19 protein-coding genes are annotated in these 12,923 nt (G+C 33.3%); 18 read left to right on the top strand and 1 reads right to left on the bottom strand.

The genetic code is table 11. The features are described 5' to 3' along the window. Positions 1 to 40 precede the first annotated feature (40 nt). The 18 genes from QM424_RS04255 (at position 41) to pezT (ending at position 11,445) form a co-directional block, all read left to right on the top strand. Positions 41 to 325, top strand: a complete 285-nt coding sequence (locus tag QM424_RS04255) for a DUF5962 family protein (RefSeq protein WP_000969637.1) — start codon at positions 41 to 43, stop codon at positions 323 to 325. Beyond that, entirely contained in the window at positions 318 to 626 is a 309-nt protein-coding gene (locus tag QM424_RS04260; RefSeq protein ID WP_414393189.1) for a DUF5966 family protein, read from the top strand. The genes QM424_RS04255 and QM424_RS04260 overlap by 8 nt, the downstream gene beginning before the upstream one ends. Positions 627 to 876: 250 nt before the next feature. Beyond that, positions 877 to 1,749 (top strand): Rgg/GadR/MutR family transcriptional regulator, encoded by an 873-nt coding sequence (locus QM424_RS04265; RefSeq protein ID WP_000913377.1) that lies wholly within the window; start codon positions 877 to 879, stop codon positions 1,747 to 1,749. Between the two features lie 96 nt (positions 1,750 to 1,845). Further along, the gene (locus QM424_RS04270; RefSeq protein WP_346743091.1) at positions 1,846 to 2,187 is read left to right on the top strand and encodes a PqqD family protein; all 342 of its coding nucleotides are present in this window, start codon (positions 1,846 to 1,848) and stop codon (positions 2,185 to 2,187) included. Next, complete coding sequence (locus tag QM424_RS04275; RefSeq protein ID WP_414393192.1) at positions 2,177 to 3,226, top strand: radical SAM protein; 1,050 nt, start codon at positions 2,177 to 2,179, stop codon at positions 3,224 to 3,226. The genes QM424_RS04270 and QM424_RS04275 overlap by 11 nt, the downstream gene beginning before the upstream one ends. A gap of 89 nt (positions 3,227 to 3,315) precedes the next feature. Next, complete coding sequence (locus QM424_RS09865; protein WP_265477556.1) at positions 3,316 to 3,441, top strand: SSH motif RaS-RiPP peptide; 126 nt, start codon at positions 3,316 to 3,318, stop codon at positions 3,439 to 3,441. A 100-nt stretch (positions 3,442 to 3,541) separates the two neighbouring features. Then, positions 3,542 to 4,486 (top strand): radical SAM protein, encoded by a 945-nt coding sequence (locus QM424_RS04280; protein ID WP_414393194.1) that lies wholly within the window; start codon positions 3,542 to 3,544, stop codon positions 4,484 to 4,486. 64 nt (positions 4,487 to 4,550) lie between these two features. Then, positions 4,551 to 6,080, top strand: coding sequence for an ATP-binding cassette domain-containing protein (locus QM424_RS04285; RefSeq protein WP_414393196.1), 1,530 nt, complete (start codon positions 4,551 to 4,553; stop codon positions 6,078 to 6,080). A 327-nt stretch (positions 6,081 to 6,407) separates the two neighbouring features. Next, the gene (locus QM424_RS04290) at positions 6,408 to 7,049 is read left to right on the top strand and encodes a hypothetical protein (protein WP_000933082.1); all 642 of its coding nucleotides are present in this window, start codon (positions 6,408 to 6,410) and stop codon (positions 7,047 to 7,049) included. A gap of 9 nt (positions 7,050 to 7,058) precedes the next feature. Further along, on the top strand, positions 7,059 to 8,144 hold the full coding sequence (locus tag QM424_RS04295; protein WP_414393198.1) for a thioredoxin domain-containing protein: 1,086 nt from the start codon (positions 7,059 to 7,061) through the stop codon (positions 8,142 to 8,144). Positions 8,145 to 8,194: 50 nt separating this feature from the next. After that, positions 8,195 to 8,428: a DUF5965 family protein gene (locus QM424_RS04300; protein WP_000152419.1), complete on the top strand. Its 234-nt coding sequence runs from the start codon at positions 8,195 to 8,197 to the stop codon at positions 8,426 to 8,428. Then, positions 8,425 to 8,808, top strand: coding sequence for a DUF5945 family protein (locus tag QM424_RS04305; protein ID WP_414393200.1), 384 nt, complete (start codon positions 8,425 to 8,427; stop codon positions 8,806 to 8,808). Before QM424_RS04300 ends, QM424_RS04305 begins: the two co-directional genes overlap by 4 nt. A 37-nt stretch (positions 8,809 to 8,845) precedes the next feature. After that, positions 8,846 to 9,121, top strand: coding sequence for a hypothetical protein (locus tag QM424_RS04310; protein WP_414393202.1), 276 nt, complete (start codon positions 8,846 to 8,848; stop codon positions 9,119 to 9,121). An 81-nt stretch (positions 9,122 to 9,202) separates the two neighbouring features. After that, the gene (locus tag QM424_RS04315; RefSeq protein ID WP_414393204.1) at positions 9,203 to 9,406 is read left to right on the top strand and encodes a hypothetical protein; all 204 of its coding nucleotides are present in this window, start codon (positions 9,203 to 9,205) and stop codon (positions 9,404 to 9,406) included. Between the two features lie 86 nt (positions 9,407 to 9,492). Then, positions 9,493 to 9,840: a DUF3990 domain-containing protein gene (locus QM424_RS04320; protein WP_414393220.1), complete on the top strand. Its 348-nt coding sequence runs from the start codon at positions 9,493 to 9,495 to the stop codon at positions 9,838 to 9,840. Further along, a complete protein-coding gene (locus QM424_RS04325) occupies positions 9,831 to 10,058 on the top strand; it encodes a hypothetical protein (RefSeq protein WP_000301902.1) in 228 nt (75 codons plus the stop codon). The genes QM424_RS04320 and QM424_RS04325 overlap by 10 nt, the downstream gene beginning before the upstream one ends. Positions 10,059 to 10,210: 152 nt before the next feature. Next, positions 10,211 to 10,687 carry a type II toxin-antitoxin system antitoxin PezA gene (gene pezA, locus QM424_RS04330; RefSeq protein WP_414393206.1) on the top strand — a complete coding sequence of 159 codons (477 nt, stop codon included), beginning with the start codon at positions 10,211 to 10,213 and terminating at the stop codon, positions 10,685 to 10,687. Then, on the top strand, positions 10,687 to 11,445 hold the full coding sequence (pezT, locus tag QM424_RS04335; RefSeq protein WP_414393208.1) for a type II toxin-antitoxin system toxin PezT: 759 nt from the start codon (positions 10,687 to 10,689) through the stop codon (positions 11,443 to 11,445). The genes pezA and pezT overlap by 1 nt, the downstream gene beginning before the upstream one ends. A gap of 395 nt (positions 11,446 to 11,840) precedes the next feature. Here pezT and QM424_RS04340 read toward each other — a convergent pair whose 3' ends face one another. Next, the gene (locus QM424_RS04340) at positions 11,841 to 12,737 is read right to left on the bottom strand and encodes a tyrosine-type recombinase/integrase (protein WP_101782561.1); all 897 of its coding nucleotides are present in this window, start codon (positions 12,735 to 12,737) and stop codon (positions 11,841 to 11,843) included. Positions 12,738 to 12,923: the final 186 nt, after the last annotated feature.

Genomic DNA, 12,923 nt, shown 5'->3' on the forward strand with positions numbered 1-12,923 from the left:
GCGCGGTAGAATAAAGATAGAAAGAAACGAGGTAACGATTATGATGGAAGATACCTATTATCAATTAGAAGAGGCTTTGGTACAGGGATTTCAAACACCTGAAGAATACCAAGCCTACAAGGAGTTAAAGGAACATTATGAGGAAGTGACAGGGGATTACAGTTTTTCTAAACGAGAGCTCACTAGTCAATTGGAAATCGCTCTTCAGAATCATCAAGGTGTGGACTTTGAAGAACATGAAAAAGAAGAGTATTTGGACTTAGTTCAAAAATTAGAAGAGTTTGATTCCTCTCTTGCCACCCATTATCGTCAGTTGATTGATTAGAAAGGAGAAAGTCATGAATGATTTACTCCTTATCCCAGTAATTTTTTTAGCAGTAGGAGGAATTCTCATTCTTTTATGGAGACTCTTTCTTATTGCCAGTGGACTTTTCCTGATTGGTTTTGTCAGTTTTCTTATTTTCGTGGAGGGTTATGGAATTTATCTGTTCTTTACTGAACCGACCCTTTATATGGAAGATTTATCCCAGAATGGTCTGATCAGTTTTACAGTATTTTATGTAACTTTTAATCTAGCCTTTCTTGTCTTTGGTATTTTAAAAATTATCAGTTGGAAAAGAGAGTAAAAAAACAGTTGAACAAGGTTGTTCAGCTGTTTTTTATATAGGGGCTAAATTACAGAATTGTAATTATAAGGCGATGATAATGATGATTTCAAGTAAAATCATTAAGAATCTTCTTTTGGGAATATTCATGTGAAACCTCCTTTAATAAATTAATAAAAACTTTAATTATTATGGTATAATCTAGTCATATTTTATCACATGGATAGATTTTATTTGAGATTTGTCCCATATTTGCTCATGGAGGTATAGGATGTTAAAAAAATTTGGAGAAATATATAAATTATTTAGAGAATCAAGAAAAATTACTCTTAGAGAGATTGAGCACAAAGGAATATCACGTTCACAGCTGTCTAGGTTTGAAAAGGGGGAGACAGATTTAACGATAACAAAATTTTTGTTGGCTCTTGAACAGATAAATGTTCCCATCGAGGAATTTATGTTTGCAGCTAATGATTTTAAAAGAGATCACTTTTATCAACTTATAGATGAAGTTAAGCAGTGTTTCCTTAAGAGAAACGTGGCTAAATTACATAAAATGTTGATTAAACTCATGGAAAATGATGATTTATCTATTTTTTCAACAATCGAAATTATTTTTTTAAAAATAAAATTACAAGAACTTTCTAACGAAGAATATTTCAGCGATACGGATATAAACAGAATAACCGATTACTTATTTAGTGTTGATTATTGGGGAATGTTTGAAATTTTATTATTTGGAAATATCATGTATATTTTCAATCATGAAACATTTCTATTATTATCTAAAGAGATGTTACATAGAACTGAGTTTTATCATGACATACCTAGTTATAGAAGAGTAATCGCTAGTATGGCTCTAAATGCTTTTATCATTTGTATTGAAAGAGATTATCTAACGGATGCAAAATATTTTGAAAAACAAATTTCGCATTTTTATTTTGATGAATCCGAAATTTATGAACGGTTGATTTTTACATATGCACGCTCTTTTTATGAATTTAAAAAAGAACAGACAACAAAATCAATCCTAAAAATGAGAAAAGTAATTGGATTTATGCGTGCAGCAGAATGTGAGAAACTTGCAGAAAGATATGAGGAGCATTTAATTAAAATATTAGCACCTTTATCAGATGATAAATGAAAGTGCAGATTTGGGACAAAATAGAATTAGATTTATAAAGTGATATACTATACTCGTAAACTTACAAATACAATTTAATGTAAGGGAGGGATAGTCATGGCTAGTTTAGATAAACATGAGTTGATGGAAACTGAACTAACAACAAATAGTACAGCAGTTCCAGAATTGTCGATGAGGTATTATTATTCGAGACACTTGGCCTGGCAAATGGAGCCAACGACAGAAGTAGTTTATATTTTGGATAAACAGATAAATAAAATGTTTTTACTGGAAGATTCCTCAAAAGATATTTGGCTTTCTTTTTCCAAGCAGAGGACTTATAATCAAGTTTTACAAAGTCTTTCTGAGATATATGGCTGTGAGATTTCTGAAATTAAATCATTGGTAGATGATTTTGTACAAGAACTCTTAGAGAATGGATTAATTTATGAACTCTGAATTCTATGATAATGATATATACGCTTTAGCTTCAAAAAACAAAACATTACTATCTGTTACTATCGAATTAACAACAAGGTGTAATTGGCGGTGTAAGCATTGTTATCTTCCTTCGTATGTCACTAAGGGGATTTCAAGAGAATGTCTTTATGAATTGTTTCAGGATTTGAGAGAGATGGGGACGTTTGAATTGCTCTTTACAGGTGGTGAGATATTTACACGACCAGATACATTGGAAATTATTAGAGATGCTAGAGAGATGTTCTTTGATGTTAAATTGTTTACGAATGTTTCGTTGTTGAATGAAGAGATAATTAAGGCGTTAGCTGAATTGAATATTTCTCAAGTATCATGTACGGTGTTTTCAATGAATGAAAATATCCATGATCAAATAACTTCAGTTAAAGGTTCACTAAAGAAAACGGTAGCCAATTTGAATTTATTAAAAGAATACGATATACCAGTGGAAGTTAAACAGATTATTCTTACTACCAACCAAAATTGTATTGATGAAGTGTCAGAGTTTTGTAAAAATATGAATTTTAAGCATTTAGCTACAACGAATATCTTTTATAAAACTGATGGTAATGCCACCCCGTCTATATTTCGTGTGAGTGATCAGTTCTTAAATGAGAATATAGTAAAAATAGACAAAATTAGAAATTTTAGATGTTTCGAAAATAATTCAAGTATGTATGTCTGTAATGCAACAAGATACAGTTGTACTATTGAATCAAATGGAAATTTTTTAGCATGTAATAATTTAAACATGCCTATTGGAAATATATTAAACACTTCCATCAAGGATATTTGGTTAAATTCTACTACTTTACACGAGATTCAAAATAAGAAATTTAGCGAATTGGAGAAGTGCACAAGTTGCCCACTTAATAAGTATTGCAATAGATGTAGTGGTATAGCATTACTTGAGGATAAATCTCTTTGGGGATGTTTAAAATCTGAGCGTCAAGTAGCTAGAGCAAGGTATGTTAATCAAGACTATTATTCTGGCATTGGTATAACGAGTTTTTATTGTTAATTTTTAGTTAGAGAGATATGAAGTGTTATTTTTAATTCCTCTGGAGAGAGGCATATAAGTACTACATGATGGGAAAGGAGAGAGGGTTCATGACTAAAGTTTTCAAAAAACCACAATTGGTTGTTAAAGCACCAACAGTTGTTATCAGTAGTAGAAAGTCAGCACTATGTAGTGGTGGAAGTTCTCATATTGTTGTTGACACAAGTAGTAACTAATCAACTTTTGATTAGATGTTGCTAAAGGTAATGCAAAGGATGATTAAATAATTTTAACTTGTATCGTTCTTTGCTTACCTTTTTAGGAGTTGTGATATGCATGACTGAAACTATTAAAGATATAACAGATGTTATAAAATTATACCGAGAAAATCGTAATTTATACTCAGTAACGATTGAAATAACTTCGTTTTGTAATTGGAGATGTGAACATTGTTACATTTCAGAATATAATCAGAAAGGATTTGATTTAGATACTTTTAGAACTCTCTTAGTTCAATTACGAGAGTTAGGTACATTTGAAATTGTTTTTACAGGAGGAGAAGTGTTTGCACATCCTTTTGCTATGAAATATATTAAGATTGCTAGGGAAATGTTTTTCAATGTAATTATCTATTCAAATGTGTCAATGTTGAATGAGCAACGCATTGCAATTTTGTCAGATTTATATATTGATTATATTTCTTGTACAATATTCTCAATGGATAAAGAGATTCACGATCAGATTACCAATAAAAAAGGTTCATTGGAAAGATGTCTTCATAATCTAGAATTATTAAAGAAATTTGATATTCTAGTAGAGGTAAAAACACCTCTATTTTTACAAAACATTAACTCCATTGATAAAGTATATGATTTTTGTAAGAAAAATAATTTCAAATATAAGGTTGATACCCAAATTGTTCCAAGGAGAGGTACGATAGGAAATGAGGTTAGAGTGAAATCGTTGACTCTAAAACAACTAATTCCAATACAGAAAAAAATAGATGAAATAAATGGTGTTACTTTTGTTCATAAGAATGAAAATTTTTTAACGTGTAGTTCTGTGCAGTTATCACTATATATAACATATTTAGGAGCAGTACAACCATGTTCTCTTTACAGTAGGAGTATTGGAAATATATATCTGACCCCTATCAGAGAAATATGGAATAGATCGGCTTTCAATAAGATAGCAAAATACACTTTAAAAAACAGTAAGAATTGTAGTACATGTGCGATTTCTAATTATTGTACGCAATGTCCTGGTATTGCATTATCATAATCGGGAGACAGTAGAAATTGTTCTACGATATGCAAAAAAACAGCTTTAGCAAGGAGTATCGTCTATGCAGATTTATCTTAAACCGCTGCGTTGGTATCTTTTCTTTAATCTGGTTTTTGGTGGGATTTCCAATGTCTGCACTGCCTTGCTACCCTATTTCACCCAGGAATTGGTTAGGGGGCATTATCAAATTGCCTTGTATGGCTACTGCCTGGCGGTGTTGTGCTATCTGGGTTGCAACTATATCCAGATGCGTTTGGATTGGAAGCAGGCAATTCTCTTTTCCACTCATCTTAAAAATGACTGGTTTCAGGCGCTTTTGGAGCTGGGACACCACGATTTCAAGCAGAAAACGGTGGCAGAGTACATTTCCTATCAATCAAACGACCTAGATTCCTTGGAGAAGGACTACCTACCACCTCTTATGAGTTTTATCAAGCAAATTCTGAGGATTCTCATTTACACTGTGGTGATTAGTCGCACCATCAATCCTTTGGTCGCTTTGATTTTGCTTGTTTCGACAGCTGTCAGTATTCAAATTCCCAAGATTGTGGGGAAGTTAACCGCCCAACGTCGGCAGGTTTATCTAGAAAAGCAGGGAAATTACTATCGTACTTTGGAGGATTTGCTCAAGGGACACCATCTGGTCAATCAAGTCACCTTGTCTGGCTTTCAGGACCAGCAACGAAATGCTCTCAATACCTTGCAGGATAAGTATCTGGGCTATGGTTTGACCAAAATCATGGGTATCCTGCTGACGGGGCTTTCCTTTGAGTTTATCAGCATTGTCCTTTTCGCTTATCTCGCTTACTCCCTTGCCACCCAGCAGTTGGGCATTCCTGAGGTTGTGGCTAGCTTTGGCTATATCACTGCTTTTTCGGAGCCAATTCAGGAAATCCTATACGACTTGCAAATGCTGGAGTCGGTCAAACCTGTGGTGCAAAGTTTTCAAGCAATTGTCAGCCGTCCGTCCTCTGTTCAGGCACCTCAGATGTCTTTCGAGACCCTGATGCTAAACCATATCACCAAGCGACTGGGGGAGTCTAGCTTGACTATTCCCCACGTTGAAATTCGCAAGGGGGACAAGATTGCCCTCATCGGCGAAAATGGTTCTGGAAAGAGTAGTCTGCTCAACATTTTAAACGGGACTGACCGAGATTTTCAAGGCGAAATCTTACTTGATCATCTCCCTGTTCATCAACTCTGGGGCAAATTTGGTATGATTTTGCAGCAGGAGCATACTTTTATTTCTTCTTATGACAATAATGTCACCATTTTCAAGACTTTAGATGAGAATTTCAGGGATGAGGAGTTTGAAAAGACACCACCCCAATCTCTATCAGGTGGACAGCAACAACGCATGTATCTTAATCGTGAGAAAAATCGTCAGAGTCCGCTGATTATCATGGATGAGCCTTTTTCTGCCTTGGATGCTAGCCAGTTTCAAAAGGAATTGGACAAGGTTCTCAGCTTGCCAAGTGCTGTTATCATCACCCTCCACCGTCAAGAAGAGGCGTTAGAACGATTTGACCAGGTCTGGGAAATCAAGGATGGGGAGTTGGTTGTTGTGAGAAGAGTTCTAAAACATGACTAACATAAGTTTTTCAAAAGTTCAAAAGAGTTTTCATAAGAATGTGATTTTGGATATTCCTGATTTTCATCATCTATTATCTAGTCATGATAAACTGATCATACGCTTTCAACGCATTTCGGTTTTTTTGGGGGGGTTAAATGCCGTGCGCTTGTTTTAGTCAGGCCTCGTTTTTCCTGTGATCAGCTCGGTGAATTTGAGACAATTATTTGATAGTATTATAAAAAATTAAGGATTCTTTTTCAATGTAGAGTCCTTTTTCTATTGTGATACTTTTTTCAAGATTTATCTGGTATGCTTGACCTAGTTTTTATAGAAAGAAGGTCTAAGATGTTAAATAAAGTCAAAACTAAAGCCTTAATTAGTGTTGGAGCAGTGGCTGCAACTAGCTTTATTCTCATGATGGGATATACTGCTGGCCAACATTCTACTGCTAAACAAAGTCGCAAAGAGATTGAATTGGCTGCAGCTAAACTTGTGGAAGATAAACAAGCAGAAGATAAAGCAAGTATTTTGTCATCGGACACTGTAAAAGAATTTTTGACACAGTACTATACGAAAGAAAAGCTCGGAGAAAATAATACACGTATTCAACCTTATATGACTGAATCGGCTTATTCTCAAGAATTGTCAAGTCAAAATGATGCCATGAACCAAGTGTATAAGGATTATATTTTGGATTATCATTTTGAAAAAGCTGATATATTTGTAAATCAGACTACGAATCAAGCTATTGCCATGGTCTCTTATAATGTAACCTATGTATCTGATTTAAAGAATGCCAACCAATCAAAGACCAATCAGACAGAAACCAGAACGGTTAAGTTATCCTATTCTAAACTACCTGGTAAGTTATTGGTCAATCAAGTACAGGTTTGGAAATCTGGGTTAGATGATTTAGATAAGGCAACTCCCAAAACTTTAGAAGAATCATCATCAATACCATCACTGCCAAATACTACGACAAAATGATGATATTGCATGGAAATAGAAGAATGTAAGCAAATTTCAATTCTTGATGTAGCCAATCGTTTAGGTATCTCCTTTAAACAAGTTTCGAGCAGTGTCTATGAACATCCTGAACATGATTCATTTCGGATTTTTTCAACTACCAATACTTTTAAATGGTTTTCAAGAGATATTCAAGGTGATGTCATTGATTTTGTTCGACTTGTTAAGGGAATTTCCTTTAAAGAAGCTCTAGCCTTTCTTTCTGAAGAACCTTTTCAAAAAGAAGCTGTTCAAGAAAAAAGAGAGAGACCATTTTATTATCCTTTAAAGAGAGTAGAAGATTCTAACTGTAGTCTGGCTAGATATTATTTAACAGAATGTAGAGGAATCTCAGAAGAAATCGTAAAAAAGATGATTCAACAAGGATTGATGGCACAAGCCAGTTGGAAAACAAATGAAACAGTTGAACCTGTTATTGTTTTTAAAAGCTTTGATCATCGTCACAAACTGCAGGCAGCAAGCTTACAAGGAATTTATAAGAATCATTCTCTTCCAAGAGAGAGGTTAAAAACGATTCTAAAAGGGAGCCATGGACATGTTGGAATATCCTTTGATATTGGTAAACCTAATAGACTGGTCTTTTGTGAATCGTTCATCGACTTAATGAGCTATTACGAACTTCATCAACAAAGTCTATCTGATGTTCGTTTGGTATCTATGGAAGGATTAAAAAGATCTGTTGTTGCTTATCAAACTTTACGACTGATAGCTGAAGAAAATCAGAAGTTGGAATTTTTAGATACAGTAACACCTTCAAAGTTATTGCCCTTAATCAATACAATTCGTGATACCACCAGCTATTTTTATAATCATCCTGCTTTATTGACACTAGCAGTAGATTGTGATGATGCAGGTAAAGATTTTTCTGATAAGTTATCTAGATCAGGATTTCCTGTTTTACTGGATTTACCTGATAATGAATATGGGAAAGAAAAAAGAGACTGGAACGATATTCTTAGAGAAAAGAAATCAGATTTACAATTTATGATTGAGACTGCAAAAGAGACATTGAGTAATCAACCAGTAAGACAAACCTCTCAATGTTTAGAATTGTGATAACAAAATCAAGATGTTTTAGCTAATATTAGAATGAAGGAGGATCGTATATGACCATTATTGAACGCTTAGAAGAAAAGGTCACTAGGCAAGAAAGTAAGGTAGCAAGAGAGACAGAAAAACTAGCTGCTTACAAAGAGCAACTGGAGACAGCGATGTTTGCGACGTTCAAAAGGCGTCAAAGCATTAGTCACATGAGTTTTGAAGAAGCTCTTGACCATGCCTTTGGTAAAGAAAGACAATTCGATGATTCTGAATTTAGAAAGGATGAAATGAGTGAATGACAAAAGATTGGAATTTTAATCAACCATTAGAAAGTAAATCAGAAAATCAAGAAGATCCAGATAAAATTGCGGCCTTATTTGGAAATCATCAAGGAGGTAATGATGTAAATTATGAAGCAGCTTTTCAAAAGCGAAAACAAGCACCTGTGACGGAATCAAATCCTAGTTCTAAACCCAAAGTTACAGAGGTTAGAACAGGAAAAGAGACCGATATCACTACAAGTTATCAGCAACATCTTAAAAGACTGATTGCGGATAACAATAGTGATATTGAAAGTAGTCGAAAGAAAATTGAAGAGCTACATACTTTGATTGACACAAAGAATAAAGACAATAAGAAATTGCAGTCCATTTATGATGCGATTTCCGAATTACACTAAGCAGTCCTGATAGGCTGCTTTTTTTGAGAGGCCATAGATGTTTACAACATTTTTTAAGAAAAACCAAGACAATAGTGATGTATTTAAGAAGCTAATTCATCGACTATCTGATATGTCTGTCCAAGATCTTGAAAAAATAGACCGATTGTTAGATATCATTTTCACTCCAAATCAAGAATCAGAACAACTAAAAACAGAAGCAACTTATAGGGAAGAAACTTTGGACGACACATTAAAAGAAGCTAAAAATCAACTTCATAAGGAACAATTGGAGAAGAATTTAGAGAGGTTTAGGAAAAATGGAATGAAATAAATGGTTTTATAAAATTTTCTTTTACTTGCATAAAGTCTTGTGTTATACTTTTAGTATAGACTAGAGAAGGAAGTAAATATTTTGGAGTTGACTACCAAGCAGGAAAAGCAACTAGGTCAGACGCAGTGGTTTCATGCTACATTATTGAGACATTTAGAATCCTTAAAAAAAGGAATCGATGTTAAATTTAATTTAGGAAGTGAGCTAGATTTTGGACCTGGTTTCTATATCACACCTGACTTTGAACAAGCTAAAAATTTATTAACAAGCAAGTTGAAGTATTAAATCGAAGCACTTCTAATAATAATATTTTTGACTCAGAAGAAGAAGTAGGAATTATAGTAGAATTTCGTATTTCAAATTTTATAGAAATTTTTAAGAACCCTGACTATCATTGTCACTATTTTGCAAAACATAAAAAGTCAGAGTCAGATTTAGATTTTGCGGAATTTGTCGTTCAAAATCGGGAAAATCCAGATGAATTACAACACCATTTTGATTTTATCTATGGTGTTCAGACTGATGACAATCCAACCCAAGCTTTAGCTCGTTTTCGTAAGCGTAAGAATGAAATTACAAAAGAAGAAATGCTTGCTGAGTTTAGAAAACCCTATTCTTTTAAACAATTATCCATTCACAACCAATCTTTTTGTGATATAATGAAAATAGAGAAAGTTTATCAATCAAAGACAGGAGAGGAGTTACAAAAATGGCAGTAGTATCGTTGGAAAATAATATTAAACTATATAGTTCAGAATTATTTCAAGCACTATTAAAAGCCTCTAATTATAAATTGGATGAGCGTATTGCTCAGACTGTTGCAGAAGGCTATGCTCGTAATCTAGATTATTCTGATCCTGAACTGATGCATGTTGGTGTAACTTCGGTTGCTAACAACCTGCTTACAAAAATTAAACAAGAGTATTTTATTGTATAGTATTTTGAAAAGCCACCGAAAAAGGAATTACTCTTTAAGGTGGCTTTTTTAGAAGTAAAGTTTAGGCTAGAAAAACAACAAACAACGCACCAATTTTGGTGCGTTCTGCTTTTTTATGCTATAATGGAATTATAAACATAAAGGAGTTTGCCATGATTGGAAAGAACATAAAATCCTTACGTAAAACACATGACTTAACACAAGACGACTTTGCCCGAATTGTAGGAATTTCTCGAAATAGCTTGAGCCGGTATGAAAATGGAACGAGTTCAGTCTCTACGGAACTAATAGACATCATTTGTCAGAAGTTTAATGTATCTTATGTCGATATTGTAGGAGAAGATAAAATGCTCAATCCTGTTGAAGATTATGAATTGACTTTAAAAATTGAAATTGTGAAAGAAAGAGGAGCTAATCTATTATCACGACTCTATCGTTATCAAGATAGTCAGAGAATTAGCATTGGTGATGAATCTAATCCTTGGATTTTAATGAGTGATGATCTATCTGACTTGATTCATACGAATATCTATCTAGTAGAAACTTTTGATGAAATAGAGAGATATATCGGCTATTTGGATGGAATTGAACGTATGTTAGAGATATCTGAAAAACGGATGGTAGCCTAGTGGAAATCCAAGATTATACTGGTAGTGAATTCAAACATGCTCTAGCACGGAACCTTCGCTCGCTGATAAGAGGAAAAAAGTCCAGTAAACAACCTATAGCGATTCTGCTTGGAGGGCAAAGTGGTGCCGGTAAGACTACAATTCATCGTATTAAACAGAAAGAATTTCAAGGAAATATTGTTATCATAGATGGTGATAGTTTTCATTCTCAGCATCCACACTATTTAGAACTGCAGCAAGAATATGGCAAAGATAGTGTTGAATACACCAAAGATTTTGCAGGGAAAATGGTAGAGTCTTTAGTAACCGAATTGAGTCATTGGGGATACAATCTTTTGATAGAGGGAACCTTACGAACAATTGATGTTCCAAAGAAAACAGCACAACTCTTGAAAAATAAGGGATATGAAGTACAATTAGCCTTAATTGCAACAAAGCCTAAGCTATCCTATCTAAGCACTCTTATTCGATACGAAGAACTGTACGCTATCAATCCAAATCAAGCACGCGCAACTCCAAAAGAACATCATGATTTCATTGTAAATCATCTAGTTGATAATACCCGACAGTTGGAAGAACTAGCTATCTTTGAAAGAATTCAAATTTATCAACGAGATAGAAGTTGTGTACATGATTCAAGAGAAGATAAAATTTCAGCAGCAGATATTCTTCAAGAGTTACTGTTTGGGGAGTGGAGTCAGGTAGAGAAAGAGATGCTTAAATCTGGAGAAGAAAGATTTAAAGATTTAACTAATTGAAATAGTTGTTAGAACACAAATTTTAAAATATAGTCTACTTATAACTTTTGTTAGTTGTTTAATTAAGGTGGGCGAAAATTTTTTAGAACCAAAAAACGCATAATCTCAGGTGTTGAAAAACTTGAAATTATGCGTTTTCTTGTGGGAAGATTTACTCCATTTTCTTCAGGAATTGAGATTTTGCCCATCTCTTTTTATTATATTTAAGGATATTTGAAAGATATATTTTAGAAAAACAATTATGGAGTTCTTAAATACAGAATATATTATAAATGCTGATTCAAAGTGAAGTTTTATATGTTTTTTGATTTTGTTGAGCATAAAATCTATTAACTAAATTCGAACTACAAAAATTAATTTTAGATGAACTAAACTGTAGGCTTTGGAAAGTTCTCTTATTCGATTTCAGAATGAATCGCTGATACAGGATTAAAAGAACTAAGTATTTCTTTTTGTTTTGAATGAGATACGTGAGTATAGATTTGTGTGATTGATATAGAACTGTGTCCAAGAATTTGTTGAATGTATCGAATATCTACATCATTATCTAGAAGCATTGTCGCAAAGCTATGTCTAAACATATGTGGTGTAATAGTTTTAGATAAGCTATTTTGTTCAACGATTCTCTTTATAACTAAACGTACACTTTGCTCTGACAATGGTTTAAGAGAATGTTTCCCTGGAAACAAGAAATCATTTGATTCATTTCTTGTTTTATTTATATATGTTTCTAATAAATTGAATGTTTTTTGATCTCCTAAAAATAGGATACGTTCTTTCTTACCCTTTCCTATAATATGGAGTGTCTTATTGGAAAGATTAATATCTTTGAGATGAATATGGCAAAGTTCAGAAATTCTGATGCCTGTTGAAAGTAAAAGTGAAATAATTAGTAGATTTCTTTCAGCGTGTTGTTTTTGATAATCAGTTTTAGATAGAGCTACTCTCTGCTCTAAATATAAAAAAATACTTTTCAGAATGTCATACGGAATCGTTTTAGGCAATATTTTTTCAGTTCTAAATTGAAAACGCAATTGATTGAAGGGGTTCTCTTCAATTATGTTCTGGTATTTTAGATAGTTATAAAACACCTTCATACAAGCAATTTTTCTTCTTAATGTATTCGTTTTTATGTTAGATTGTGTCAAGTGTTCTATATAGGATTCGACATTATCATAGTCTGAGTTATAAAATTGCATAAGATCATTCTTATAAGCGCGAATTGTGTGTGAACTCAAACGCTTATGAGTTTTGCAATAATCTAAGTAAGTAGAAATAAGTTTATAATCCATAAAAATCTCCTTTATCAATAATCATGCTATTATAAACCTATTTGGGTGCTTTGTATAGCGATAATAAATAGTTATCGGTAGGAGAGATATATTTTGGATAGAAAAAGTTTTATTACAAAAATAAGTGACTCTTTTAATGATGGAGAATTATCATTATTTTTAGGTGCAGGAAGTAGTTTAGATGCT

This window comes from Streptococcus mitis (assembly GCF_047464945.1).
In the GTDB taxonomy this organism is placed as follows: domain Bacteria; phylum Bacillota; class Bacilli; order Lactobacillales; family Streptococcaceae; genus Streptococcus; species Streptococcus mitis_EA.